The sequence below is a fragment of the Photorhabdus akhurstii genome, assembly GCF_018448925.1.
In the GTDB taxonomy this organism is placed as follows: domain Bacteria; phylum Pseudomonadota; class Gammaproteobacteria; order Enterobacterales; family Enterobacteriaceae; genus Photorhabdus; species Photorhabdus akhurstii.
The window spans coordinates 1-25324 of sequence record NZ_RCWE01000003.1 but is presented as its reverse complement, the minus strand read 5'-3'; the positions used below and the strand labels follow the sequence as shown (position 1 = coordinate 25324).

At 44.5% G+C, this 25324-nt stretch carries 24 protein-coding genes; 12 read left to right on the top strand and 12 right to left on the bottom strand.

The features are described 5' to 3' along the window. The first annotated feature begins 254 nt into the window (after nucleotides 1-254). The 10 genes from leuA to EAE93_RS24335 all read left to right on the top strand — a co-directional run bounded on the left by leuA (nucleotide 255) and on the right by EAE93_RS24335 (nucleotide 9917). A complete protein-coding gene (gene leuA / locus EAE93_RS04780) occupies nucleotides 255-1817 on the top strand; it encodes a 2-isopropylmalate synthase (RefSeq protein WP_036777464.1) in 1563 nt (520 codons plus the stop codon). Between the two features lie 2 nt (nucleotides 1818-1819). Continuing rightward, nucleotides 1820-2911 (top strand): 3-isopropylmalate dehydrogenase, encoded by a 1092-nt coding sequence (gene leuB, locus EAE93_RS04775; RefSeq protein WP_214039199.1) that lies wholly within the window; start codon nucleotides 1820-1822, stop codon nucleotides 2909-2911. Nucleotide 2912: 1 nt separating this feature from the next. Then, nucleotides 2913-4322, top strand: coding sequence for a 3-isopropylmalate dehydratase large subunit (gene leuC / locus EAE93_RS04770; protein WP_214039198.1), 1410 nt, complete (start codon nucleotides 2913-2915; stop codon nucleotides 4320-4322). 8 nt (nucleotides 4323-4330) lie between these two features. Further along, a complete protein-coding gene (gene leuD, locus EAE93_RS04765; protein ID WP_082302197.1) occupies nucleotides 4331-4936 on the top strand; it encodes a 3-isopropylmalate dehydratase small subunit in 606 nt (201 codons plus the stop codon). A 448-nt stretch (nucleotides 4937-5384) separates the two neighbouring features. Beyond that, nucleotides 5385-7046, top strand: coding sequence for an HTH-type transcriptional regulator SgrR (gene sgrR, locus EAE93_RS04760; RefSeq protein WP_214039197.1), 1662 nt, complete (start codon nucleotides 5385-5387; stop codon nucleotides 7044-7046). 584 nt (nucleotides 7047-7630) lie between these two features. Then, on the top strand, nucleotides 7631-8317 hold the full coding sequence (mutH, locus tag EAE93_RS04755) for a DNA mismatch repair endonuclease MutH (protein ID WP_214039196.1): 687 nt from the start codon (nucleotides 7631-7633) through the stop codon (nucleotides 8315-8317). Nucleotides 8318-8409: 92 nt separating this feature from the next. After that, nucleotides 8410-9123 carry a TerC family protein gene (locus tag EAE93_RS04750; RefSeq protein WP_214039195.1) on the top strand — a complete coding sequence of 238 codons (714 nt, stop codon included), beginning with the start codon at nucleotides 8410-8412 and terminating at the stop codon, nucleotides 9121-9123. A gap of 173 nt (nucleotides 9124-9296) precedes the next feature. Further along, nucleotides 9297-9530: a type II toxin-antitoxin system Phd/YefM family antitoxin gene (locus tag EAE93_RS04745; RefSeq protein WP_088776098.1), complete on the top strand. Its 234-nt coding sequence runs from the start codon at nucleotides 9297-9299 to the stop codon at nucleotides 9528-9530. Continuing rightward, nucleotides 9527-9772 (top strand): type II toxin-antitoxin system VapC family toxin, encoded by a 246-nt coding sequence (locus EAE93_RS24340; RefSeq protein ID WP_235319438.1) that lies wholly within the window; start codon nucleotides 9527-9529, stop codon nucleotides 9770-9772. Before EAE93_RS04745 ends, EAE93_RS24340 begins: the two co-directional genes overlap by 4 nt. After that, nucleotides 9708-9917, top strand: coding sequence for a type II toxin-antitoxin system VapC family toxin (locus tag EAE93_RS24335; RefSeq protein WP_238326571.1), 210 nt, complete (start codon nucleotides 9708-9710; stop codon nucleotides 9915-9917). The genes EAE93_RS24340 and EAE93_RS24335 overlap by 65 nt, the downstream gene beginning before the upstream one ends. A gap of 136 nt (nucleotides 9918-10053) precedes the next feature. Here the strand turns inward: EAE93_RS24335 and speB are convergent, their stop codons facing one another. After that, the gene (speB, locus tag EAE93_RS04735) at nucleotides 10054-10977 is read right to left on the bottom strand and encodes an agmatinase (RefSeq protein WP_036810884.1); all 924 of its coding nucleotides are present in this window, start codon (nucleotides 10975-10977) and stop codon (nucleotides 10054-10056) included. A 169-nt stretch (nucleotides 10978-11146) separates the two neighbouring features. Beyond that, nucleotides 11147-13051, bottom strand: coding sequence for a biosynthetic arginine decarboxylase (gene speA, locus EAE93_RS04730; protein ID WP_046397119.1), 1905 nt, complete (start codon nucleotides 13049-13051; stop codon nucleotides 11147-11149). A 632-nt stretch (nucleotides 13052-13683) separates the two neighbouring features. Between speA and metK the strand changes: the two genes are divergently transcribed. Further along, entirely contained in the window at nucleotides 13684-14856 is a 1173-nt protein-coding gene (gene metK / locus EAE93_RS04725; RefSeq protein WP_036810890.1) for a methionine adenosyltransferase, read from the top strand. A gap of 147 nt (nucleotides 14857-15003) precedes the next feature. Next, a complete protein-coding gene (locus tag EAE93_RS04720; RefSeq protein ID WP_214039193.1) occupies nucleotides 15004-15528 on the top strand; it encodes a SprT family zinc-dependent metalloprotease in 525 nt (174 codons plus the stop codon). An 804-nt stretch (nucleotides 15529-16332) separates the two neighbouring features. On the opposite strand, the gene EAE93_RS25500 is transcribed toward EAE93_RS04720, so the two are convergent. From EAE93_RS25500 to EAE93_RS04670, 10 genes are all read right to left on the bottom strand, one after another. Beyond that, on the bottom strand, nucleotides 16333-16617 hold the full coding sequence (locus EAE93_RS25500) for a DUF2569 family protein (RefSeq protein WP_214039192.1): 285 nt from the start codon (nucleotides 16615-16617) through the stop codon (nucleotides 16333-16335). Further along, entirely contained in the window at nucleotides 16614-17093 is a 480-nt protein-coding gene (locus EAE93_RS04710; protein WP_214039191.1) for a hypothetical protein, read from the bottom strand. Before EAE93_RS04710 ends, EAE93_RS25500 begins: the two co-directional genes overlap by 4 nt. 274 nt (nucleotides 17094-17367) lie before the next feature. Then, nucleotides 17368-17712 carry a hypothetical protein gene (locus EAE93_RS04705; protein WP_105399814.1) on the bottom strand — a complete coding sequence of 115 codons (345 nt, stop codon included), beginning with the start codon at nucleotides 17710-17712 and terminating at the stop codon, nucleotides 17368-17370. 491 nt (nucleotides 17713-18203) lie between these two features. Continuing rightward, entirely contained in the window at nucleotides 18204-18557 is a 354-nt protein-coding gene (locus EAE93_RS04700; RefSeq protein WP_214039190.1) for a polymorphic toxin type 25 domain-containing protein, read from the bottom strand. Nucleotides 18558-18790: 233 nt separating this feature from the next. Continuing rightward, the gene (locus tag EAE93_RS04695) at nucleotides 18791-19246 is read right to left on the bottom strand and encodes an immunity 42 family protein (protein WP_023044989.1); all 456 of its coding nucleotides are present in this window, start codon (nucleotides 19244-19246) and stop codon (nucleotides 18791-18793) included. Continuing rightward, nucleotides 19243-19554 (bottom strand): hypothetical protein, encoded by a 312-nt coding sequence (locus EAE93_RS04690; protein ID WP_052105815.1) that lies wholly within the window; start codon nucleotides 19552-19554, stop codon nucleotides 19243-19245. Before EAE93_RS04690 ends, EAE93_RS04695 begins: the two co-directional genes overlap by 4 nt. Nucleotides 19555-19750: 196 nt before the next feature. Then, a complete protein-coding gene (locus EAE93_RS04685) occupies nucleotides 19751-20017 on the bottom strand; it encodes a hypothetical protein (protein WP_036810903.1) in 267 nt (88 codons plus the stop codon). After that, entirely contained in the window at nucleotides 20014-20787 is a 774-nt protein-coding gene (locus tag EAE93_RS24330) for a hypothetical protein (protein ID WP_250150880.1), read from the bottom strand. The genes EAE93_RS04685 and EAE93_RS24330 overlap by 4 nt, the downstream gene beginning before the upstream one ends. A gap of 877 nt (nucleotides 20788-21664) precedes the next feature. Continuing rightward, a complete protein-coding gene (xerC, locus tag EAE93_RS04675) occupies nucleotides 21665-22777 on the bottom strand; it encodes a site-specific tyrosine recombinase XerC (RefSeq protein WP_214039189.1) in 1113 nt (370 codons plus the stop codon). Next, on the bottom strand, nucleotides 22764-25324 hold a 2561-nt coding region (locus EAE93_RS04670; protein ID WP_214039188.1), incomplete at its 5' end, for a toprim domain-containing protein. The genes EAE93_RS04670 and xerC, both read right to left, overlap by 14 nt.

The following is a 25324-nucleotide window of genomic DNA, read 5'->3' as shown; positions in this document are numbered from 1 at the left end:
TAACGTATCAATAAAAGCATACGAATCACGAACACTCATTAATACTACTGAAAGGTTGGATCGATATGATTCACTCAATTTGTCTATTAAACCTACTACTTATCGTATCTGATATGCGCGGTATGCTGGTGGACAGAAAACAGAGTTGATTCAAAACAGAGTTGGTCCAAACCAGACATTCACAAGAACCCGCGCCATGCGCGGGTTTTTTTTACCTGCTGGGCGCAAAAAATAACCACGAGAGGAACGTACATATGAACCAGCAAGTTATTATCTTCGACACCACCTTACGTGACGGAGAACAAGCATTACAAGCCAGCTTATGTGTGAACGAAAAACTCCAAATTGCCTTGGCTCTGGAAAGAATGGGTGTTGATATCATGGAAGTCGGTTTTCCAGTTTCCTCTCCTGGTGATTTTGAATCTGTCCAAACGATAGCTAAGCAGATAAAAAACAGCCGTGTTTGTGCTTTGGCGCGTTGCGTAGAAAAAGATATCGATGTGGCCGCAGAAGCATTAAAAGTTGCGGAAGCCTTTCGAATCCACGTTTTTTTAGCCACTTCCAATTTACATATTGAATCTAAGCTGAAAAAGACATTCGAAAATGTTATGGAAATGGCAGCTCAATCAATCAAACGAGCACGTCGTTACACTGATGATGTCGAATTCTCCTGTGAAGATGCGGGCCGTACACCTATTGATAATCTGTGTCGGATCGTTGAAAACGCTATCAAAGCTGGCGCAACGACTATCAATATCCCAGATACTGTCGGTTACACCGTGCCATATCAATTCGGCGGCATCATTACCAATTTGATCGAACGCGTTCCTAATATCGATAAAGCGATATTATCCGTCCATTGCCACGATGATTTGGGGATGTCGGTCGCCAACTCGATCTCAGCAGTACAATCGGGCGCCCGTCAGATAGAAGGGACGATAAACGGTTTGGGTGAACGTGCCGGCAACTGCTCACTGGAAGAAGTCATTATGGCGATTAAAGTTCGTCAGCAAACGTTAGGCGTTTATACCAATATCAACCATCAAGAAATTTACCGCACCAGTCAGTTGGTCAGTCAATTATGCAATATGCCGATCCCCGCGAATAAAGCAGTTGTTGGTAGCAATGCATTTTCCCACTCATCCGGGATTCATCAGGACGGAGTACTGAAAAATCGTGAAACTTACGAGATTATGACACCAGAGTCCATCGGCCTGAAAGAAATTCAATTGAATCTGACTTCCCGATCCGGTCGTGCCGCAGTGAAACACCGTATGGAGGAGATGGGATATCAGGATAAAGATTACGATCTGGATAGCTTATACGAAGCCTTTTTACGCCTGGCAGATAAAAAAGGTCAGGTATTTGACTATGATTTGGAAGCCTTAGCTTTCATGAACCTGCAACAGCAAGAACCCGAATTTTTCCATCTTGATCACTTTAATATCCAATCTGGCTCCAATGTGATGGCAACAGCCGCTGTACGTTTAGTGTGTGGCAAAGAGCTGAAATCAGAAGCTGCCACAGGTAATGGCCCGGTAGATGCGGTTTATCAGGCAATTAGCCGAATAACTGAATACCCAATTGAACTGGTTTCTTATCAGTTATCAGGTAAAGGACACGGGAAAAATGCACTGGGCCAGGTAAATATCGTTGTCGAATGCTTTGGGCGTCGCTTCCACGGCATGGGGTTGGAAACCGATATTGTTGAATCTTCTGCCAAAGCAATGGTTCATGCTCTGAACTGTGTTTGGCGTACAGAGCAAGTTAAGAAAGAGAAACAACGCATACAGCAAAATACAAAGGAAATGGTGTAAACATGTCGAACAATTATCATATTGCAGTTTTACCCGGTGATGGTATTGGCCCCGAAGTTATGGCACAAGCCTATAAGATATTGGATGCAATCCGTAAGCGTTTCAATATCCGCATCACCACCAGCGAATATGATGTGGGGGGGATTGCTATCGATCGCCACGGCTGTCCACTACCGGCAAAAACCATAGCAGGTTGTGAACAGGCTGATGCCATATTGTTCGGCTCCGTGGGAGGGCCTAAATGGGAACATTTACCACCAGCAGAGCAACCTGAGCGTGGCGCACTGTTGCCATTACGCAAACATTTCAAATTGTTCAGTAACTTACGCCCTGCCCGCCTATATGCCGGATTAGAGGTATTTTGTCCTTTACGCAGTGATATTGCCGCCAAAGGCTTTGATATTTTATGTGTCCGTGAATTAACCGGCGGTATCTATTTTGGTCAACCCAAAGGACGTGAAGGCCAAGGTAAATATGAACGAGCATTTGATACTGAGATTTATCACCGTTTTGAAATCGAGCGCATTGCCCGTATCGCCTTCGAATCCGCCCGCAAACGTAGTAATAAAGTTACATCTATTGATAAAGCAAATGTGTTGCAGAGTTCCGTATTGTGGCGAGAAGTTGTTACTGAGATTGCAAAAGAGTATCCAGATGTAGAAATCAATCACATGTATATTGATAACGCCACCATGCAGTTAATTAAAGATCCATCTCAGTTTGATGTGATGCTGTGCTCTAATATTTTCGGCGATATCTTATCTGATGAATGCGCCATGATTACCGGTTCAATGGGCATGTTACCTTCCGCCAGCCTGAATGAAAAAAGTTTTGGCCTGTATGAGCCCGCAGGCGGTTCTGCTCCAGATATTGCCGGAAAAGGTATTGCTAACCCGATAGCCCAAATCCTGTCTGCCGCCTTACTATTGCGTTACAGCTTAGGTCGCAATGACGCCGCAAATGCGATTGAACAGGCGGTTAACTACGCGCTGGAACAGGGCTATCGCACAACAGATTTAGCCGGAAACGGTAAAGCAATTAGTACTGATGAAATGGGCAGCGCTATCGCCCGTTATATAGCCGAGGGTATTTAGCATGGCTAAAACTTTATATCAAAAATTATATGACGCCCATATTGTCCGGGAAGTACCGAATGAAATCCCGCTACTCTATATTGATCGTCATCTGGTTCATGAAGTGACCTCGCCGCAAGCTTTCGATGGTTTGCGCACCAAAGGCCGCCCAGTGCACCAGCCAGGTAAAACGTTCGCAACAATGGATCATAACGTATCCACGCAAACAAAAGATATTAACGCCTGTGGTGACATGGCTCGTATTCAAATGCAGGAGTTGATGAAAAATTGTGCCGAATTCGGTATCACATTATATGACCTCAACCACCCTTATCAGGGGATTGTTCATGTCATCGGACCTGAACAGGGTATAACCCTGCCGGGCATGACGATTGTTTGTGGTGATTCCCATACCGCGACGCATGGGGCATTCGGCTCACTGGCTTTCGGCATTGGCACTTCTGAAGTTGAACATGTACTCGCCACCCAAACCCTAAAACAAGCCCGCGCTAAAACTATGAAAATCGAAGTGATGGGTGGTGTCGGTAATGCTATCACCGCCAAAGATATCGTTCTGGCGATCATCGGCAAAACAGGTAGCGCGGGTGGTACCGGGTATGTGGTGGAATTCTGTGGTAAGGCGATTGAAGCGCTTAGCATGGAAGGCCGTATGACTTTATGTAACATGGCAATTGAAATGGGCGCTAAAGCTGGTTTGGTCGCACCGGATGAAACCACTTTTACTTATATGAAAGGCCGCCAGTTCTCACCAAAAGGAGAGCTGTGGGAACAAGCTGTTGCTTACTGGAAAACATTGAAATCCGATCCTGATGCACAATATGACACCGTTATTACCATTAATGCAGAAGAGATCTCTCCGCAGGTCACATGGGGAACAAACCCTGGACAAGTGATCGCCATTGATCAAGCCATTCCTGCGCCAGAATCTTTTAGTGATCCTGTCGAACGTGCCTCTGCTGAAAAAGCACTGGCTTATATGGATTTGAAACCCGGTATTAAGCTAACAGATGTGAAGATCGATAAAGTCTTTATCGGTTCTTGCACCAACTCCCGGATTGAAGATTTACGGGCTGCCGCAGCCATCGCACAAGGCCATAAAGTGGCTCCTGGTGTTCAAGCAATCGTTGTTCCCGGATCAGGCCCTGTTCAAGCACAAGCAGAAGCAGAGGGTTTAGATAAAATTTTCATAGAGGCTGGTTTTGAATGGCGCTTACCCGGATGTTCCATGTGTCTGGCAATGAATAACGACCGCCTGCAACCCGGTGAACGCTGCGCTTCTACTAGTAACCGCAACTTTGAAGGGCGCCAGGGACGTGGTGGACGCACCCATTTGGTCAGTCCAGCGATGGCAGCAGCAGCAGCGATTAATGGTCATTTTATCGATATACGCCATCCAGCACAGAAGTCATAAAGGAGAGAATGATGGAAAAGTTTATTCAACATACCGGCTTGGTTGCTCCTTTAGATGCGGCAAACGTCGATACTGATGCCATTATTCCCAAACAATTCTTGCAGAAAGTCACGCGCACAGGATTTGGTCAACATCTATTTCATGACTGGCGTTTTCTTGATGATGCAGGACAAAAACCTAACCCTGAATTCGTATTAAATCAGCCTTGTTATCAGGGTGCCAGTATTCTTCTGGCTCGTGAAAACTTTGGTTGCGGTTCCTCCCGCGAACATGCGCCTTGGGCACTAACGGATTATGGTTTTAAAGTGGTTATCGCCCCAAGTTTTGCGGACATTTTCTACAGTAACGCTTTCAACAACCAGTTATTGCCAGTAAAACTGAACGATAAAGATGTTAATGAGCTATTTGATTTGGTTCAACAAAACAAAGCTTGTCGTTTTACTGTCGATCTAGAACAACAGAAAGTTCACGCTGGCAATAAAAATTATGATTTTGAAATCGATAGTTTCCGACGTCACTGTATGATGAATGGTCTGGACAGCATCGGCTTGACATTACAACATCTGGACGCCATAACAGCCTACGAGCAGGAACAACCGGTTTTTCTGCGTTAATTTTTCCTTTATTGATTCATCCCGTAGTTTTCTACTACGGGATTTTTCTATCGACGTCAAAGGCAAGAACAATCCCACCACGTCTATACTCATACAGGCAGTCACTTTTCAGCCACATACAATGTCTTAACTAATATTTAATCACGCCACATCACATTTAAAAGAAATTAACAGATAAAATAGCGATAGTAGCTGGACAAATCGCCACCAATGCCAGATTATTACTCGTTTTAAGCTAACATGTAAAAAAGAAGCGAGGAGTACATAATGTATAATAAGAAAAAAAGCCAGTAAGTTTTCTTACTGGCTGGCAAATCACCATTACTCAAGAAAATTGGGGGAGAAGCCAGATTTCGTCTGGCCTATTGAGCTACTTTCAATATGGATAATTATCGTCTCAATATAAGGAAATAAAAATTGATGAATAATACTCTGGAGTTCCTCTTTTATGCCCAGTTCACGCTTACAACAACAATTCATTCGATTATGGCAACACCATCAAGGAAAAGAGGCTGAAACAACATTACAAGAGCTGGCAAATGTACTGCATTGTTCAAAACGTCATATCCGTTCACTGCTCAACAATATGCAGAAAGCTGGCTGGTTACAGTGGCAGGCAGAGTCCGGTCGAGGGAAACGTTCTCAACTGAATTTCTTACGCGATGGCTGGGAACTTCAACAACAACGGGCTGAAGAGTTACTTGAGCAACAGAATGTTGAGAAGTTGGTCCAACTGGTTGGTGATAAAGATACAGTCCGTCATATGGTACTCTCCCAGATTGAACGCCGTTTCCGTCAGGGAAAAAACTTACTGCGGATACTCTATTATCGCCCCTTTCCTAATCTTCTACCCGGTTCACCGTTACGCCGTTCTGAAATTCATCTGGTCAGGCAGATATTTAATAGCCTAACCCGCATAAATGAGGAAAATGGGGAACCAGAAGCTGACTTAGCTCATCATTGGCAACAATTATCCTCAAATCATTGGCGATTTTATCTACGGCCGGCCATCCATTTTCACCACGGCAGAGAATTACAGATGGCGGATGTCATTGCTTCACTACAAAGATTACGCAACCTGCCTCTTTTTTCTCATATTGAAAAAGTCACCACGCCAACACCCTATGTAATTGATATTTTTCTTTCAGAACCCGATCTCTGGCTCCCTTTATTAATTGGCAGCCCACATGCCATGATCTTGCCTCAAGAGTGGCAAAAGTTACCGAACTTCTCTCGTATGCCAGTGGGAACCGGCCCTTACCAGGTCATAAAAAACAGCGCTCAGAAACTACAAATTCGGGCCTTTGATAATTACTTTGGCTTTCGGGCGCTGATTGATCAGGTGAATATATGGTTCCTACCGGAACTCGCCGAGAAACTGGTTTGTACAACTTTGCATCTGGAAAGTGACAGCACAGGTAATAACTCGTTAGATAGCAGGATAGAAGAGGGCTGTTATTTTCTACTACACGACCACCGTTCAACTAAATGTAAGAGAGAAGAGGTTCGCCAATGGCTATGCAGCCTGCTAACACCGATAAATCTACTAGCGCACTGTGACCCCTTTTATCAACGCCATTGGTCACCCGCTTATGGTTTATTACTACGCTGGCATCACAGTAAACTGATATCCGAATTGAACAAACCAGAGGATATTACCCATCTGACCGTCACGCTTTGCCATCAACATCACGAATACCACACAATCAGCCAGATCCTGCAAGCCATACTGACCAAGTGCGGCGTCGAATTGAAAATCAACATCGTGGATTATGACACATGGTTCAATGGCAACACCGAAAGTGACCTCTGGCTTGCTACCGCCAACTTTTATAACCCTCTGGAGTTTTCGCTGTTCGCTACGCTGTACGAGATGCCATTATTGAAAAAGTGCCTTGGTAATGATTTAAGTAAAGAAGTATCACAATGGCGACAACAAGCGTTATCGCTTGAAGAGTGGTGTGAAAAAATAATTGATGAACATTGGCTGCATCCACTGTTCCACCACTGGCTTGAGTTACAGGGACAGAGAAGTATGAGGGGAGTCAAAATGAACACCTTTGGTTGGTTTGATTTCAAATCTGCCTGGTTCAACCCATCTGAAGGGTAATTCACAGAAAAGGCCAGAGTTATGAACATACACAGGTGTACAAACTCGCTTTTATTCACTTTTTCTGTGGATATCTATGTGAAAAAGGCAGGGGTAATTCAGGTATAGCTTTATATTATGAATTATCAATTTATAGACAAAAAATGAAATAGTATTTATTTTTCATTGAAATAGCAGCTATTTACCTCGTTATTTCTAACGTTAGTCACGGCTATAATGGACAGCGTTAGTTGATGAGAACAAAAAACAACCAAACATCATGTTATCCACAGGTTATGCTTTTTGGTTAAGCAAAAAACAGTAGTTTTTGTAGAAAAAAGTGTTAGTCAAACCTGTAAATCAAACCAGTGATCTCATTTTTGTCTACTTATCCCATAAAACTGTGGATAACATGGTGTAAGATCCTGTTCATTATTACCGGCAATAGGTGAACAAGAACGGCAGTCAATTTTACAACATTTGAAACAGCAATAAAAAATGTTTGTATATCATGCTATTATCACTTGTTAGCTATTGTATGAACCTCAGATTTATTATTCACAGAAACTAAGGCTGTTTTTTGACCTAAAAAACGGATATCCCAAATGAGCACTCTTTTTTCCCCTCCACCGCCACCAGACAACGAGCAACAATTGCTTGAATGCGCCCACCTTCTGGCTGGCTTATCAATGGGAGAACTCGCGGCAAAAGCAGATTTACCTATCCCACCCAATCTGAAACGAGATAAAGGCTGGGTAGGCATGTTGCTAGAATATTATCTCGGTGCGAGTGCCGGCAGTAAGCCAGAACAAGATTTCGAACATATCGGTATTGAGCTTAAAACCATCCCCGTGGACAGAAGAGGTTATCCACTGGAGACAACATTTGTCTGCGTTGCACCATTAACAGGCAACAGCGGCATTACCTGGGCAAGTTGCCATGTCAGGCGCAAATTATCGCGGGTGCTGTGGATACCTGTTGAAGGCGAACGGGAAATTCCTCTAGCCGAACGCCGAGTTGGTTCCCCTTTATTGTGGAGTCCCAATCAACAAGAGGAAGAGTTACTGCGTCGTGACTGGGAAGAATTGATGGATTTCATCGTGCTTGGCAAAGTAGAGAGCGTTACCGCCCGTCATGGCGAAGTATTACAGTTACGCCCAAAAGCGGCTAACAGCAAAGCATTAACTGAAGCAATCGGAATACACGGCCAGCCTATTATGACTCTGCCTCGCGGGTTCTATCTGAGGAAAAATTTCACCGCCCCTCTACTGGCCCGCCATTTTTTGATTTAACGTTGAGCCATGACTGATTTTTACATTGGCATACTTACCTTGCACTTAATCGCGCGTATAATTAGATTTTTACCTTAAGGTTTTAATAAGCAATGTTAGAATGGATTGTTGATCCCCAAGCTTGGATGGCACTTGCCACCCTGACAATTCTAGAAATCGTTTTAGGGATTGATAACATTATCTTTTTGTCACTTGTTGTGGCAAAACTCCCTAACCATCAACAAAATAGAGCACGTAAAATCGGACTAATGGGAGCAATGCTAATGCGCTTGGCGCTGTTAGCATCTATTGCCTGGGTTATTCGGCTAACCTACCCGATATTGACAGCTTTTGAGCATGATGTTTCTGCCCGTGATTTAATCCTATTCTTCGGTGGTCTGTTCCTGATCTGGAAAGCCAGCAAAGAAATCCACGAAGCTATCGAAGGTGACAATGAAGGAGAGCTAAAACGTCCTGTTCACTCTTTCTTGGGAGCCATCATCCAGATTATGTTGCTGGACATTATTTTCAGCCTGGATTCAGTCATTACCGCTGTTGGTCTGTCCGATCATCTATTCATTATGATGGCAGCCGTTATCATAGCGGTCGGTGTTATGATGCTAGCCGCTCGTCCTATCGGCGAATTCGTTGATCGTCACCCCTCCGTCAAAATGCTGGCGCTGTCGTTCTTAATCCTTGTGGGCTTTACCCTTATTCTGGAAAGCGTACAAGTGCATATACCTAAAGGTTACATCTATTTCGCTATGTTCTTCTCAATGGCAGTAGAAACACTGAATCTCATGCGTGGGAAAAAGAAAAGAAATTAGAAACAGCGCTAAATAACGCTAAAAAATATCATTCTTTGATTTAAAAAGTATGCTACTAGCAGATGCCCAGTCCAACACTGTGGCATCTCAATTCTATGTAACAAAAAAATTGCCGGTTATTTCGGCATTTTTTGTCATACTTAGCTAATCTAGCCAAGTATGAGGGCTTTATTATGACTATCCAAGCAAATATGCATGAAGCTAAAAGTAACTTAAGCCAACTAGCTGACAAAGCTGTCAGTGGTGAAGTTATCATCATAGCCAAAGCTGGCAAGCCTTATGTCCAGATTGTACCAATAACCCAACAAAATAGAGTTCCTGGAGGATTCGAAGATCTTATTACCATAGGAGAAGATTTTTTTGATGCAGATCGGGAAATTCAGTTCATGTTTGAAGGTGACAAGTGAAACGTTTGTTGCTTGATACACATGTTTTTATCTGGTGGCTCACCAATAATTCAAAACTGGGGCCAATTACTCGGAATATTTTGTCCAAAGGGGCAAACATTGTTCATGTTAGCGCGGTTACGCCTTGGGAAATATCTATTAAACGCTCCATCGGTAAACTGGACTTCAGAGCCGACTTTGAAATTGCTATGGAGAAGAATAACTTCTTTCCACTACCTACCTATATCCCATTCCCATGCTGAGTACGCAGGGGACTTACCACGCTATCATAGTGATCCTTTTGATAGGATGCTAATTGTTCAATCTCAGATGGAAGGACTGACATTGATTTCAGCCGATAGTATTTTCTCTCAATATGATATTCGGTTAATTGATGCTCGCATGTAAAAAATGACAAAGAGAATCCAGAAAAGCATATAAAGGTTACATCAATCAAAATAGCCGAGTTTCAAGGGGATAGCGCCACAACTCAGCACGAGCTTATCTCACTATCCCCTAAGGCTATATTAAGACTACGTGCTCTTTAGCGCTTCTTAGCCGCCTGTAAATAGAGCATCTCCAGTGCAATAGTCGCACCTGCCAGAGCCGTAATTTCAGACTGATCATACGCTGGAGCGACTTCCACCACATCCATACCGACAATATTTAGCGGTTGCAAACCACGCAGTAATTTCAGTGCTCGATCGGTTGTCAAACCACCAATGACGGGTGTACCCGTACCTGGTGCAAAAGCCGGATCAAGACAATCGATATCGAAAGTCAGGTAAACCGGCATATCACCAACCGTCTCTTTTATCTGAGCAAGCAAATCATCCACACTACGATCATTAACCTGATCAGCATCCAGCACTGTAAAACCATTGTCCCGTCCATGTTCAGTACGAATACCAATTTGTACTGAATGGTGCGGGTCGATCAACCCTTCATTTGGCGCGTGATAGAACATGGTGCCGTGATCAAATTGACTGCCATTTGGATAGGTATCAGCATGAGCATCAAAATGAACCAGAGCCATTTTGCCGAAATATTTGGCATGAGCGCGTAGCAAAGGCAAAGTAATAAAGTGGTCGCCACCAAAAGAGAGCATACGCTTACCGGAAGCCAGCACTTTTTCAGCATGAGCTTGCAACTTATCACTCATATCCTGAGCATCACCAAAGTTGAAGACTAAATCACCACAATCCACAACGTTAAGACAATTGCGTAATTTAAAATCCCACGGCCAACGGCGGCTTTCCCATGCCAAGTTGGTAGAAACCTGACGAATAGCCGCAGGCCCGTGGCGGCTACCTGCACGGCCTGATGTTGCCATATCAAATGGCACCCCGGTAATTACCCACTCTGCATCGCTAGAATATGGCTGGAAATTCAACGGAAAGCGCAGGAAACCGAAGGCATTTGAAACCAAAGAGTCATCTTGTTGGTTGCCCAAGGTACTTATTGTCATGAGATATATCCTCAAAAGTTTCCTGACAGGACAAAGTTACTTAATACCAGAATACCCATGCCATGACGAAATGGGGTATTTCTGAGATAACCCCATTTTTCTGCATTCTGTATCTGGTTTATATAAATAACATTATCTGTATACAGGAGGCTTAATTAACACCAGAAGATTATTCATCTTCCAGATATGTGTAGCCATAAAGACCACTTTCAAATTCCAGTAAAAATTGCTCTTGCAAACCTGTATCCAAATCTGTGCTTTTTACTTGATCACGGAAACGGGCCATCAGTACGTTAGGGTCCAGTTTCACATATTGCAGCATATCAGCGACTGAATCCCCCTCTTCACTTTGGTTATAGGTCACTTCGCCATTATCAAATACATAAACATCAATAGCCGCTGTATCGCCAAACAGGTTATGCATATTGCCAAGAATTTCCTGATATGCTCCGACCATAAAGAAACCAATCATTGGCGGGCAATCAGGATCATAAGCAGGCATCGGCATTGTCGCTGCTACACCATCACCATCCACATAATGATCAATAATACCATCGGAGTCACAGGTGATATCTAACAATACCGCCCGGCGATCCAACGGCTTATCCAGCCCCTCAATGGGTAACACAGGAAACAATTGATCAATACCCCATGCATCAGGCATAGACTGAAACAGTGAAAAATTCACATAGAATTTGTCTGCCATACGCTCTTGCAGCTCATCAATAATTGGCCGGTGAGCACGGTTGCTTGGATCAAGATCCTGTTGAATACGGCGACAGATATTCAGATATAACTCTTCCGCCCACGCTCGTTCTGTCAAATCCAACATGCCATGAGCATATTGTGTATGAACATCATGCAGATCAAGCTGACCATCATGCAACGATTCACGTAAAGAGCGTCTATTTCCTTCCGAGTGCATCTCCTGCCATGTTTCCCACAAACTGGCGAGCGGACGGGAAGCATCCTCTGCCGGTGGCGTCGTCTGCGTAAATTCATTACGCTCAACCCCGATAACATTGGAGACCAAGACGGTATGATGAGCGGTCAGAGCGCGACCGGATTCGGTAATAACTGTCGGATGGGGTAAACCATGCTCATCACAAGCATCACCAATACCCCAAATGACATTGTTGGCATATTCATTCAACCCATAGTTCACAGAACAATCAGATTGAGAACGGGTCCCTTCATAATCAACACCTAATCCACCACCAACATCAAAACATTGAATATTGACACCTAGTTTATGTAACTCGACATAAAAACGCGCTGATTCACGGACGCCTGTTGCAATATCACGGATATTCGCCAACTGCGAGCCAAGGTGAAAATGCAATAATTGTAGACTATCAAGTCGATCCACTGCGCGTAAAGTCTCAACCAATTGCAATACCTGAGTCGCCGCCAGCCCAAACTTCGATTTTTCACCGCCACTGGCCTGCCATTTGCCTGACCCCTGAGATGCCAAACGTGCACGAACTCCCAAGCGAGGGATCACATTCAATCGTTCAGCTTCTTCCAATACCTGGGCAATCTCAGACATTTTTTCGATAACCAAGTAAACCTTGTGACCTAACTTTTCACCTATCAGCGCCAGACGAATATATTCACGATCTTTATATCCATTACATACGATAACGGTACGAGTCATGCCCGCATGCGCTAGCACCGCCATTAGCTCGGCTTTGGAGCCAGCCTCAAGCCCTAAAGGTTCGCCGGAACTGGCCAGTGCTTCAATAACGCGGCGTTGTTGGTTAACTTTAATGGGATAAACTAAAAAGTAATCGCCTTTATAACCATATGACTCTCTAGCACGTTTAAATGCAGCGTTGATTGAACGCAAACGATGTTGCAGGATTTGAGGGAAACAAAATAGCGCCGGCAAGCGCAAATTTTTCTGCTCCTGCTGAACTCTTTTCACCAATTCCGCAAGATCAATTCTTGCCCCCGGCAAATCAGGATTTGGACACACACTAACATTGCCAAGATCATTGACGTAGTAGTAACTCCCTCCCCAGTATGCAATATTGTAAGTCTGTTGCATTTTACGAGCGATATTATCATTCATGGCAGTCTCCTTAAGGGAGTTAGAGTTTTTCACCTTCGCCTGTAATTAATAAATAAACCCAAACGCTATACTCTCGCGTGTTGAGAAATATCAGGGAAAAGCATGCTCTCAAGTTGTAAATAAGCGTTTAGTTACTACTAAACAATGACAAAATTACCGAGTGACAATACGCCTGTCCGACATATCCGGCCTGTTTGCAGACAACAGATAACATCGAACTAAAGACATATTGAAAAGAAAGGAAAAAGACGCGGATACATCCGACGACAAGTGTGGCTGTTGGCCATTTGCAATCAGCAGATAATGGTTCATTACCCCATTCACCCCCACACATGACTCATATCTAAGGAGCCATTTCTCGATTGAGAAACAGAAGCTGTTTAGCTTTCTGCGAGTCTGTAGCACAAATCATTCAACTACGGCCGCTGTTTATACTCGCAATTACATAAAATTGCAAAATGAAATTGACAGAAACTGACATATAAACCAAGAAATTATTCATTCACCCGATGAAAATTACTTGATGAACTAAAAAAATCTAGCACATGGATAAGAATTACCCTAGAATAGCCATCTAGATGTTAATCCATCCATTTCCAAACTGAAATTATATTTTAAGGTAACGTTATATAATGACCACATACCTTTTCACTTCCGAGTCTGTTTCCGAAGGGCATCCTGATAAAATTGCAGACCAAATATCTGATGCCGTTCTTGATGCTATTCTGGAACAAGATCCAAAAGCACGAGTTGCCTGTGAAACCTATGTTAAAACTGGCATGGTTATGGTTGGTGGTGAAATTACTACCAGCGCTTGGGTTGATATTGAAGAAATTACGCGACAAACAGTTCGAGAGATTGGTTATGTTAATTCTGAAATGGGTTTTGATGCGAACTCATGCGCAGTATTAAGCGCCATTGGTAAACAGTCACCGGATATTAACCAAGGTGTTGACCGTGAAGATCCCCTGCAACAAGGTGCTGGCGACCAAGGGCTAATGTTTGGTTATGCAACCAACGAAACTGACGTACTCATGCCCGCGCCTATCACCTATGCGCACCGCCTGGTTCAACGTCAAGCCGAAGTTCGAAAAAATGGTGTACTGCCTTGGTTACGTCCCGATGCTAAAAGCCAAGTCACGTTCCAATACAATAACGACAAAATTGTCGGCGTTGACGCGGTTGTACTTTCCACACAGCATGCTGAAAATATTAGCCAGAAAGATCTGCAAGAAGCCGTCATGGAAGAGATCATCAAGCCGGTTCTACCTGCTGAATGGTTAAATCCAACAACCAAATATTTCATTAACCCAACCGGTCGTTTTGTCATTGGTGGCCCGATGGGTGATTGTGGTCTGACTGGCCGTAAAATTATCGTAGATACTTACGGTGGTATGGCACGTCACGGTGGTGGAGCATTCTCTGGTAAAGATCCATCCAAAGTTGACCGTTCAGCGGCTTATGCGGCACGCTATGTAGCAAAAAATATTGTCGCTGCCGGCCTGGCTGATCGTTGTGAAATTCAAGTTTCTTACGCTATCGGCGTTGCAGAACCCACGTCCATCATGGTGGAAACATTCGGTACTGAAAAAGTTTCAACCGCAACTCTGACTCTGCTGGTACGTGAATTCTTTGATTTACGCCCTTACGGTTTGATTCAGATGCTGGATCTATTACACCCAATCTATCGCGATACTGCCGCTTATGGTCATTTTGGTCGTCCACAGTTCCCGTGGGAAGCCACTGATAAAGCAGAAGCACTGCGTGATGCTGCGGGTTTGAAGCTATCAGCGATGAATATGTAAAAATATAAATACGAAAAGCCCGTTTGGATAACTAAACCGGGCTTTTTTAACATTAGCTGACGACCGAAGGAGCCCTAAAAATATTACTATCGGTTGTTCAAGGATTTCTAATAAAATTCACTAATTCCTATCTATCATTTTCAACACATGAAATTAGCTAGCGTTCCAATTTCTCTACAACAAGCCGTTATGAATACCTTGCGGCAAAAACTGCTACAGGCAAACTCATATCTCAACCGTGACTTTCCTGAACCTACAATAAACTACCGCCAGCGGGGAACCACCGCGGGCAGCGCCTATATAAAAAATTGGGAAATCCGCCTGAATCCCGTGTTACTGATTGAAAACCAACAAGCTTTTATTGATGAAGTTGTGCCTCACGAATTAGCTCATCTATTGGTTTATCGCTACTTTGGGAAAGTACCTCCACATGGGAAACAGTGGCGTTGGATGATGGAAGAAGTACTAAACATTCCAGCTAACCGTACACACAAATTTAAAATCGACTCAGTACGCAGTCAAACTTTTACTTATTACTGTAGTTGCCAGCAACATGAACTAACCCTGCGACGCCATAATAAAATTCTGCGAGGAGAAAGTCATTATATCTGCCAAAAATGTGGGAAAAAGCTTATTGCTAAATCAATAGATTCTTTCAATCCTAATTTATAAAGATTTATAACAATAAAAATGTGATTTAATTATTCCAGTATTTGAATATAAATTACGTTAACAATAATATATGAATCAACATTCTATTCTATCAACAGACTCTCCCAAAGTTCCTAATTTTAAACAAAGCAAGAAGTTTTCTTGAGTAAAATTAAAATATCCAGATAAGAAAAAGAAAATTAAGGCAATAATTAATTTTAAAGTTAACCAGATACAGGCCCTGAATAGGGAAAAAAGAAAATTCATGACAATTGAAAAATAGTCTTAACGTAAAAATCCGTTTACCTGGCTCTCCTAATATCATTGTTATACCAAGTTCATATCTATCTGATAAAGAATAAATTAACCACCTTTTACATCTTACAATATATTAACATTTACTTACCAACAGAACTGCTCTCCAAATTATATACAACCTTTGGATTATTCCATTTGCTATTCTTGATCATTTCAGCATAATATTGAGACGCATGTTTGATTGTAAAAAAATAATTAGCAGCCAAAATCATTATGCAATTAATACAGTTATTAATAATAGAACGAAAAATTATCTTGACTATAATACTTTTACTTTTTTCCCGAACGCTTACGAATTAAATAGAAATTAAATAGTCTGAACTCCATAAAATACAGGGTTCAGACCTTAATAAACGCGTGATTTAAATTGTCTAATTTTTGGGGAACAATTCACAAGGCCAGGATAATTTTTACTATCATATTTTTTGGATAAATATTAGTTACAAAAAATTCACTTATTATTATTTCTTGTTCAATATTGCTTGCAAAATAGTTTAATTTTAATCATTACCTTATAAATGTTATTTTAACTCGAACAGATATAATAAAATAAGGTATCCATATACACGCATAAAGCACAGTTCTGAAAAGCAAGAAAAGATAATTATAATCCAGTTTTATTTCATATACATAATGAGCCAATGCTAAATCGGTTATTACAAATAATAAAGTAAAAACCAAAAGGATAATATAAAACAAAGGTGTTTTTTTATTTTTTCTAAAGAAAAGAACAGGTGTATAAAGTGCAACTCCAAAAATAATGGTAAAACAAATATACCCTATGGATTTCAAGATATATCACGACGGCCAGAGAGTGAATCCCCGGGAGCATAGGTAACTATGTAACCGGGGTGAGCGAGTGCAGCCAACAAAGAAGCAACTTGAAAGATAACGGGTATAAACTCAAATCCTATAAGGATACGTAATTCACCGAGAAAATCATAACCAGAAATCAAGATTGTCATTGTTTTATATGAACCAAATAAAGAACTTAATATTGCAAAGATAATATTTATTGCTGAAAAATAGAGAAAACCTCCAATTCCACTCAGTTCTTTCTCTTCACATGCTGCACAAAAATATGATTCATGTAATGCTGGGTTTTCACATTTAATACACTTCATAAAATTTCTCCAAATAGTAATTTCAATCCAAAGATTGATTATTAATCTACGTAAATCATACAGGTGATAATAATAAACCAATAACTTATTAGTCCGATAAATACCCCTGTTTTTAATAGCCTTATTTACATCGCCAAGTGACAAAAGAAATATTCCATCTATAAAAAAATGACACAACCATTTGATAATAAAGAAATAGCTAGGTTCATAAAAACATAACCAATATCCATATGATATTTTTAATAAAGAAAAACTTTACTCGACCATTCTTTGAACCATCACATTTTATATAGCTTGAGCCAGTCCAATGCACAAAAACGACATCATTGTAAATCAATACTACCATAGAAATATATTGAATACCTGTATTAGCTCCTCCACCAATCAAACTGGTCGCTAATGCGTTATTCTCCACATCTTATTTTACAACATCTCGTGATAATAATAGACCAGTATAAGGTTCTAAAAATATTCTTCTTCCATAAAAATCAACAACAAAATATTGCCCTGCAACAACATTCAACCCTTCATATGGGTAATTTGTTTGACCTTCCTTTTGTAAATCCGAAGGCTCTATTTGCCAAAGAAATTCTCCATTATTTGTGTAAGAAAATAGATTATTTAGTCCATCATCTCCTATAGGAATATCAGTTAAGACAAGAACAGAACCATTATCAATTTCTATCGCCTTAATAATCTTTTGATTAAATATAATTAGGTGCCCATTAATATTAATCTTGTTATCGTTTACTAAGATAGCCATTTTATATCCTATTTTTTCTGAATAACCCGTTCATTAGTGAATGTACCTGTTCTTTGCCCCATAAGATCAAACTGGGTTCCTCCTCCTTTATAATCAAACAGACTTCCCATATTAAATGCATTATCGTCTACAACAATTACGTAGAAAAAATAAATAAAGCCAAACAATATAAAATAACCTAGATAACCATAATAACGTATTTTGAAGACTTATTTCCATTTCAAAAGCAAACTCTTTTATGAATTCAATATTATTTCTATGTGCAAATTTTTTTAAGAAAAATCCGCAATAAATAAGAATTACAAACACTCCAACAAAATAGCCAGCAAAGGAAATTAAGTTTCCATTTTTGATAAATTAAAACCAAATCCCAGACATATAAATAACAAATAATATTATTATGGAAAAATTAGCAAGTTTGTTTTTATTAAAAAAACAAAAATCAAAAAAGAGCAATGGAGATTTTACACTTCTTCGTGAAACTTTTTTGCTCAAGCCAAAGTAGATGAAGCATGCAAGAAACCCCAACAGACAGTTGCTCCACCATGAGCACCAATAGCTGTTGTCATCCCACCATTAATTGCAAATTTATTTAGATCCAATGCTGCTTCAGCAAACCCTGCTGTACCTATTCCAGCTGTAACCTCACCTTTTACATGTGGTTTAACTTTATAAGTAACACCCCATGATGGCCCCTGATGAGAGTATTTTATAGCTTCGTTTATTTCTTCTACTGTTTTCCCTTTACCTTGTAGATCAAAGGACAATGATGGATCTGAGCTGATCGAGTTGGCTATCTGCCCCCAAAAGGTTCCTGGACCATAACCAAGAGCATTATTATCCACAACAACGCATTCCATTGCGAAGTTGACTGCCGGACACCGATTTTTCCTGTGTGCTCAGTCAGTTACAACCGATTTTCCTCGGTGCGATTCGATGCCCGGCCCATAACGCCCCGACGCGACTTTTTAGCCTGTAAGCCACTTTTCTCAGACGTAATGAACAACCCCTTTTAAATGTCGGATGATTGTCTAACATTTGGGGTAGTTCATTTTGGCCGGGATTTATGTTTCTAACATCAATAATTAGATAATTTTTTAATTACAGAGCTTACAGTACCAGATGGTAATAATGTTTCATTTATTGTTTTTCCATCATCATTACTCCATACAAAACGATCATTATGGCTCGTTTTCATGAAGTAAACATAACATCCATTATCTCCCATTGGTGTACATGTCATATCGAACAGCCCCTCAATGAGATTTTCTCCATCCCCTGTGAAATAACTCTCAGCATTTCTATACAGGCTAACTGGTTCAATGTTGACATCATTACATACCAATTCATCTATTTTCATATTTGAATAAAAACTGAAGGTTGTTTTCAGCTCAAAAACATCCAAAAGATCAAATATTTTATGTCCATCCAAATAGAAAAAGAAAATGCCATTTTTCCAAAAACCATCAGATGAGTTCCATGATTCAACAGCATCGAACTGAAGAGAAAAATAAAACGGATCGCCATAAATCATTTCAACCTAACTCCCAATTTCTTTTGAATGTCGCTTGGCACCTGTTTACTTGTTAACTGGTTTTTTATATCTCCAGAACTGCCATTCCAGTGATATTCCCCATTGGTACCTTCGAACCTATGAATATTACCTTTTTCATCCTTAGCGAATCTAACTTCTTTATTACCATAATTTTTGGAGCTTGGAATTGAGTTTTCAAAAAGTTTCAATGAGTCTTTTGGTTCTATTCCCGCATTACGGCGATTTCCATCACCACCAAGAGTATGTTTAGGATTTGATTTATAAACTAACCCATTATTCGCTGTCACTGGATTAGGTACTGGTATAGCTAAAAGGACTGAGTATTAAACCGGTAAATCCCGATATGGCTATTAACTAGACTGAATGCTATCCCCGTGGTTTGATGTTGAAGGTGATAAAGTGAAACAGTCGTTCAAACAATCTCAGAAGAAATCTTGCCTCTTAAACTAGATATCCGTTCAAGAGGCAGGAAATTACTTGAAATTATCCTATATTGGTTAAAATATTTTTGATTATAGATGTTACTGATTCATCTAGCCTTTTTTCATCGACTGTATAGATCAATAGCTCTATCTCATTCTCTGCATCAAATAAAATTGTGTGAAGCCACTTTTCTTCAAGTGCAACTATTTGATTTTCTGCTTTATAAATCTCTGACTGAATATCCTGTATTGTTATCTTTCTTTCAAGAAAGCTCCTACAAGCTTCTTTCAGACACTCAATTACTTCAGGGTAGATCCAATCATTCATTTCACACTCCTACGAAGGATCGTAATAATTACATTACCATTTTTTTCAGTCACGACACCAACATCACCATTCCAATATGTTGTCCGGGTAACACCATTAACAAAACTGTTTTGTGGAGTACCAGTTTTAATTACATGATCTACAATGTTGGGCGTCACATTTCTACCAGGTCCGGTTGTTCCTGCTGGTGAACCAAGACCAGAAGGTTGCATTCTATCCACAGCATGTTGTGAGTAAAGACGATCACCAATTTTGGCGTATTGTCGTCCATCAACAGTAGTTTTTTGATAATGTTGCCATGAATTCCACTCTAATTTTTCAGAATGAGTTGTCGTCTTATTTCCAGCAATATTTTTATCAGCTAGAGAACTTCCTTTCCCCTCAATGACTTCTGTCGACTGATACTTACTTAAAGACAAAAACGCTTTTGCTGCCGCAAACTGTATCAGCTTCGCTTCACTGGTAGGTATCCCTCCGGCAACAATTTCCGCCGCTTTCTGTGGCGTCATCTGCTCATTTGATAACACGACATCCAACGGAACACCAAAGAAGTTCCCCCACGCAATAATCAGACCTTTTGCTGGGTCTTGACCCTCAGGGACTTGTCCTTTGAGGTAGTGAGTTAAGGCTGCGTTGATTTCTTCGGGTGTTGCCCCGGATTGGGCCATTTTTTGTGCGAGTGATCCCGCTCCTTCAAAATGTTTAGCGCCTTCGGAACCAAACAGACTCCCCATGCTAAGGGCATTGTTGTCTACAACAACGCATTCCATTGCAACGTTAACCGCCGGACGCCGATTTTCCTAATGCCCTCAGTCAGTTACAACCCGGTTTTTCCGATGTCCGTTCACCGCCGAACCCAAAACCCCCTGACGCGCTTTTCCCCTCCAAAGGCCGGTTTTTCCAGCCGTGCCATTGTCAGTGTAGCGCCTTTTTCGGCAACGGGCGAACGTCGCCCAACTCGCTTGGGCGGCGGGCGGCCGTTCTGCGGGCGCGGGCGGCAGAGAGCCCGCAAGCGGCGCCCCTGCGACGCTTTGAGGCACTGTGGCTTCGGTTTGCGTATGACCTTGCATGACCACGCGGTTTTGTTTTGTTCAGGGAAGCCCCCGGGGGCTGCACGGGGCGGAGATGGCGAGCACGGGAACGAGCAACGGAGCGCAGCGCAGTGCGAGCCGCGCGCAGCCAGTGCAGCAGGGTTGGGGCGGGGGAAGTCAATGAGCGGAGGCCGCAGGCCGACTTGCCTTTAGGGGGGTTGGCCCAACGGTTGCAGGGCAGCTAAAGAAGAGCTCAGGGTTGCCGATGCCCGGCTCAGTCGGTTAGAGCATAAGGCGCAGCCTTGTGCGCCACTCCCCGCAATGCCGACCCGCGGGGGCGCAAGACATAATGCCAATTATACGCATTAAGCCGCTCATCAATGCTCAGGCGATTGCCCGGGCTCACCGGCGCAGTGCGTATAATTCCCCCGCATTATGTTGAATAGGCGTTAGGCGGCCTGTACCAGCTCAACGGGGACGCCGGGGCTTGCGCCGCCTGACGACTATTTACCCCCGCGTGCGCCAGGGCTCACGGGCAGTCCGGCCACGGTCTGCCCCCACACCGAGCCCGCCCAACTTAACGGGGGCGGGCGGACGGTCAGCGGATATTGAGGTTTCAGGTCGGCGTCGGGCTGTCCGGCAGCGTGTCGGTGTCGGCGTTGTCTTCGGCGTACAGGTCGGCCAGTAAACCCACCTCATCGGCGTCGCTGACTTTTTCGTCGGCCATTTGCTCCGCCGGGTGGGTGCTGGCGTGCACCGCCTGCAAGGCCCGGATAGAGACCTGCGTATACACCTGTGTTGACTCCACGCTGGCATGGCCTAACATCGCCTGTATCCAGCGCAGGTCCGCCCCGTTCTCCAGCATCTGGGTTGCCATCGCATGCCGGAACAGGTGGCAGGCGCCTTTTTTCTCAATGCCGGCGGCCCGGATATAACCGCTCACGGCATGGGTGATACCGTTCGGCTGCAACCCGTCTAGCCCGTCCATCGCCACGAACAGCGATTGAAGGTCCGGGGTGACCAGCAGTTGCGGGCGGACCTGTTGCTGATAGAACTGGAGCCAGCTTAAAGCCCGTTCGCCGAGGGGCAACACCCGGTCTTTATTGCCCTTGCCCTGCCGGATGGTCACGGTTTTGCGTGACCCGTCAATGCTGTAGATATCGAGCCGGGCCGCTTCACTGCGTCGTATCCCCGTTGACCAGAGCAGCTCCATCAGGGCCCGGTCGCGCGCGCCCTGCAACGTATGCGGGTCAGGCAGCGACAGGATATGCTCGATTTCATCAATGCTCAGGATATACTTTGGCAGCCGTTTTTCTTCCCGCGGCAACTCAATGTCCGCTGCCGGGTTCGCCAGTATCAGATTCTGTTTCGTCAGCCATTTGAACCACACCTGTAACGGCTGCAACTGCGTGCGCTGGGTGCGGATGCTCAGCGGCTCTCCGTTGGTCTTGCGGTACTGGTACAGGTAGCGCTGGTAACGTTCCAGTATCGGCCGCGTGATATCCGCGGCATAGTACAGGCCCCGTTCCGTGGCCCATAGGATGAAGCGATAGGTGTGATGGGTCTGTACTTTCAGCGTGGTTTCCGACCAGTTCCGCTCCTGCCGCCACGCCACAAAGCGCAGCAGCAACGCATACAGGCTCTTCGGGTCATGTGCCGGACCCACCGGCTGACGGTAGACGTCATCGACGGTCAGGAGACTTCCTTTGCGCGGTTTACGGTTTGCCATGATTGACCTCCGGTTGAGATTGAGTGGCGGGCGCAGATAAGGGGCGTGTTTTCTTTTTTCCTTTTATCACTGTGTCTTCCGTTACCCCGACTTGCGGCACGCTGAACCCGTGTTCTGCCTGCCCTGATGGGGATTTTTTCGTCCCAGACTTGACCCTAACTTGACCCAGACTTGAGGCAGACTGGCGTTCATTTAAGTCAGACTTGCTCTCCTGACCTGTCGGGACGGCTGCCGGCGTTTTATCCCTGTCGGGCACGGGCAATGCGTCTCCGTGATTATTTTCCCTAATAACTGCGTTTTCATCTGCCCGGACTTGTTCACCCGCCGGCCCTTGTACTGTCTGGGCTGACGCGGGTTTTTCTTCCCCAGACTTAGACCAGACTTGCCCCAGACTTGGGGAAGACTTGCCACCTTCCGGGTCAGACTTGCGTTCACTGCCTGCCGTTTCTGAGTCCGGTTCTCCGACATCCAGCAGGCCGCACAGGTGCGCCGCGCCGTTGTCTTCCCCGTCCCACAGCAGTTCATAATGCAGCAGGTGCCCCCGGCTGCCGCCATGCGACAGCAGGTATTCCATTTCGGTGAGACGCTGACAATGATTCTTAAGCTGGCTGTCGCTCCAGTGGGTAAAGGCGCGGATATCCCGCCGGGTAAAGCGCACTTCGTTTGGCTGGCAGTGCTGGATTTGCGCCTGTGCGTTCACCATCGCCTGTATCAGCAGTAACAGCTTACGCGTCTGCGGCGGCATTTCATCCAGCGTGCGCCCCAGCACGTCATGCGCCAGCTGGTTAGCCAGGGTAATGTCGTCTTGGGTGACTTCGATATATTCGATGACCTGTCCGCGGTGGGTGGTTTTCTTCACTTCACGTTGATACTGGTGCAGCAAGGCAATGGCTTGTATCAGCGTCAGGTATTTCATATGGTCGCGCCGCATCCGCGTTTTATCGCTTAAAAAAGTGAGCTGGTGCGCATACGGATTCACCACTTTCAGCGGCCTTAACAGGCGCTGGGCATTCTGGTGTAACTGCGTCAGATAGCTTTTCTCTGAGTCAGCCAGCAACCCGGCCAGTGTCTGACGGTGCCGCTGCATGGCGTGGATGGCCTGCGTCTGTTCGCGCGATTCGTTGACCGTCAGCACCAGACAGCGGTTCAGCAGCTCTTCATCCACATCAATGGCCGTCGTCGTTAACATCAGCATGACCGGTCCCTGTACCTTGTATTCCCGCGTCACCAGTTCGCCGCTCTGTTCGTTTTTGCCGGTGCTGGCGATTTTTAGCTCGCCGTCGGACTGCAACAGTTTCAGGGCATAGGCCGCCTGCCGCACGCCTTCTTCTTCGGCTATCGCCAGTATTTTGTGTTGCAGGCTGGTTTCTCCCAGATAGTAGAGGCTCTGCCCGGTCATCGCCGAGTACTGGATACGCTCCTCTTCCGGCATCAGGTTCAGCACCGCCTCCATCAGGGAAGATTTCCCTGCCGCCGAGCTGCTTTGTATCAGCACGGCCAGCGGTTTATCGAGTTTGCGCGAGACTGCCGCCAGATACCCGGTCAGCAGATTGGTGGATTCGCCGACCACCCCGCAGGCGGCCATGTCGTGGATAATTTGTTCTGTTAAGTTCGGTGATGTCAGCAACGCCAGCGCGGCGGCTTCGTCTTCCGCGCTGACCGTGACTGCCGTTGTCCCTGCGGCTTCGGCATCGGCCTGCTGTTGCGCATCCTGTTGCTGCTCCAGCATCAGCAGGACCCGCCCGGCTTCGCGTTTGATGACCGACAGCTCGCATTCCAGCTCTTGCGCCGCCGTGCTGATGTAGTTCTGACGATGCCGCGCGTGATACATGTCCAGTGTATCCACATGGAACAGGCCGGACGTTTCATCCCGCACCTGCACATTGACTTTCATCACATCGGGCACCGGCGATTTTTTCATCCCCCGTATCCGCCAGATACGTGGCCCGCTTTTCATCAGCAGTTCACCGCAGGCCGTGCGCTCACAAGGCACGGGGGCAACAGTCAGCTCCGGTGGGGCGGCTAAGGCAGCCGGTTTAGCCACATCTGCATTGTGAGGCTTTTCCGTCATATCTGACGAGACGGGCCGCTCATGACTGAACACCGCACCTGGTGCCGTTCCCTGTCCCAGCCAGACCGCCTGTTGCAGAGCCAGCCCCAGCGCATGTTCGGCGTTGCCGCTTTTCAGCGCATAGTCATTGGCATCCATGCCCGGCGGGAACTGCACCCGCCATGCCTCGATACCGGCTTCCAGTAAATCAGCCGCCACATTAGCCGCGCCACGGTCTCCGGCCTCGTCCCGGTCAAAGGCGATCAGCACCCGTTTCACGCCGTGATACTGCAAGGCGTCGAGATGCTCACGGTTAAACCCGTTCACCCCGAATGCGGCGATCACGTTACGGAACCCGGCACACCAGAACGTCATGGCATCGATCAGCGCTTCGCACAGGATAATTTCCGCAGCGGCTTTCATCGCTGCCTCATTCCAGACCCCGGCCAGGGGTGAGGACAGGTACAGATGCTTTGGGCTGTCTTTCAGCACTTTGT

Coding starts and splice junctions, on each gene's coding strand:
- metK (WP_036810890.1), top strand. CDS start 13,684: ATGACCACATACCTTTTCACTTCCGAGTCTGTTTCCGAAGGGCATCCT.
- EAE93_RS04750 (WP_214039195.1), top strand. CDS start 8,410: ATGTTAGAATGGATTGTTGATCCCCAAGCTTGGATGGCACTTGCCACC.
- EAE93_RS04695 (WP_023044989.1), bottom strand. CDS start 19,246: ATGATTTATGGCGATCCGTTTTATTTTTCTCTTCAGTTCGATGCTGTT.
- leuD (WP_082302197.1), top strand. CDS start 4,331: ATGATGGAAAAGTTTATTCAACATACCGGCTTGGTTGCTCCTTTAGAT.
- EAE93_RS04685 (WP_036810903.1), bottom strand. CDS start 20,017: ATGAATGATTGGATCTACCCTGAAGTAATTGAGTGTCTGAAAGAAGCT.
- xerC (WP_214039189.1), bottom strand. CDS start 22,777: ATGGCAAACCGTAAACCGCGCAAAGGAAGTCTCCTGACCGTCGATGAC.
- EAE93_RS04705 (WP_105399814.1), bottom strand. CDS start 17,712: ATGGCTATCTTAGTAAACGATAACAAGATTAATATTAATGGGCACCTA.
- leuA (WP_036777464.1), top strand. CDS start 255: ATGAACCAGCAAGTTATTATCTTCGACACCACCTTACGTGACGGAGAA.
- EAE93_RS04720 (WP_214039193.1), top strand. CDS start 15,004: ATGAAATTAGCTAGCGTTCCAATTTCTCTACAACAAGCCGTTATGAAT.
- leuC (WP_214039198.1), top strand. CDS start 2,913: ATGGCTAAAACTTTATATCAAAAATTATATGACGCCCATATTGTCCGG.
- leuB (WP_214039199.1), top strand. CDS start 1,820: ATGTCGAACAATTATCATATTGCAGTTTTACCCGGTGATGGTATTGGC.
- EAE93_RS24330 (WP_250150880.1), bottom strand. CDS start 20,787: ATGGAATGCGTTGTTGTAGACAACAATGCCCTTAGCATGGGGAGTCTG.
- speB (WP_036810884.1), bottom strand. CDS start 10,977: ATGACAATAAGTACCTTGGGCAACCAACAAGATGACTCTTTGGTTTCA.
- mutH (WP_214039196.1), top strand. CDS start 7,631: ATGAGCACTCTTTTTTCCCCTCCACCGCCACCAGACAACGAGCAACAA.
- EAE93_RS04745 (WP_088776098.1), top strand. CDS start 9,297: ATGACTATCCAAGCAAATATGCATGAAGCTAAAAGTAACTTAAGCCAA.
- speA (WP_046397119.1), bottom strand. CDS start 13,051: ATGAATGATAATATCGCTCGTAAAATGCAACAGACTTACAATATTGCA.
- sgrR (WP_214039197.1), top strand. CDS start 5,385: ATGCCCAGTTCACGCTTACAACAACAATTCATTCGATTATGGCAACAC.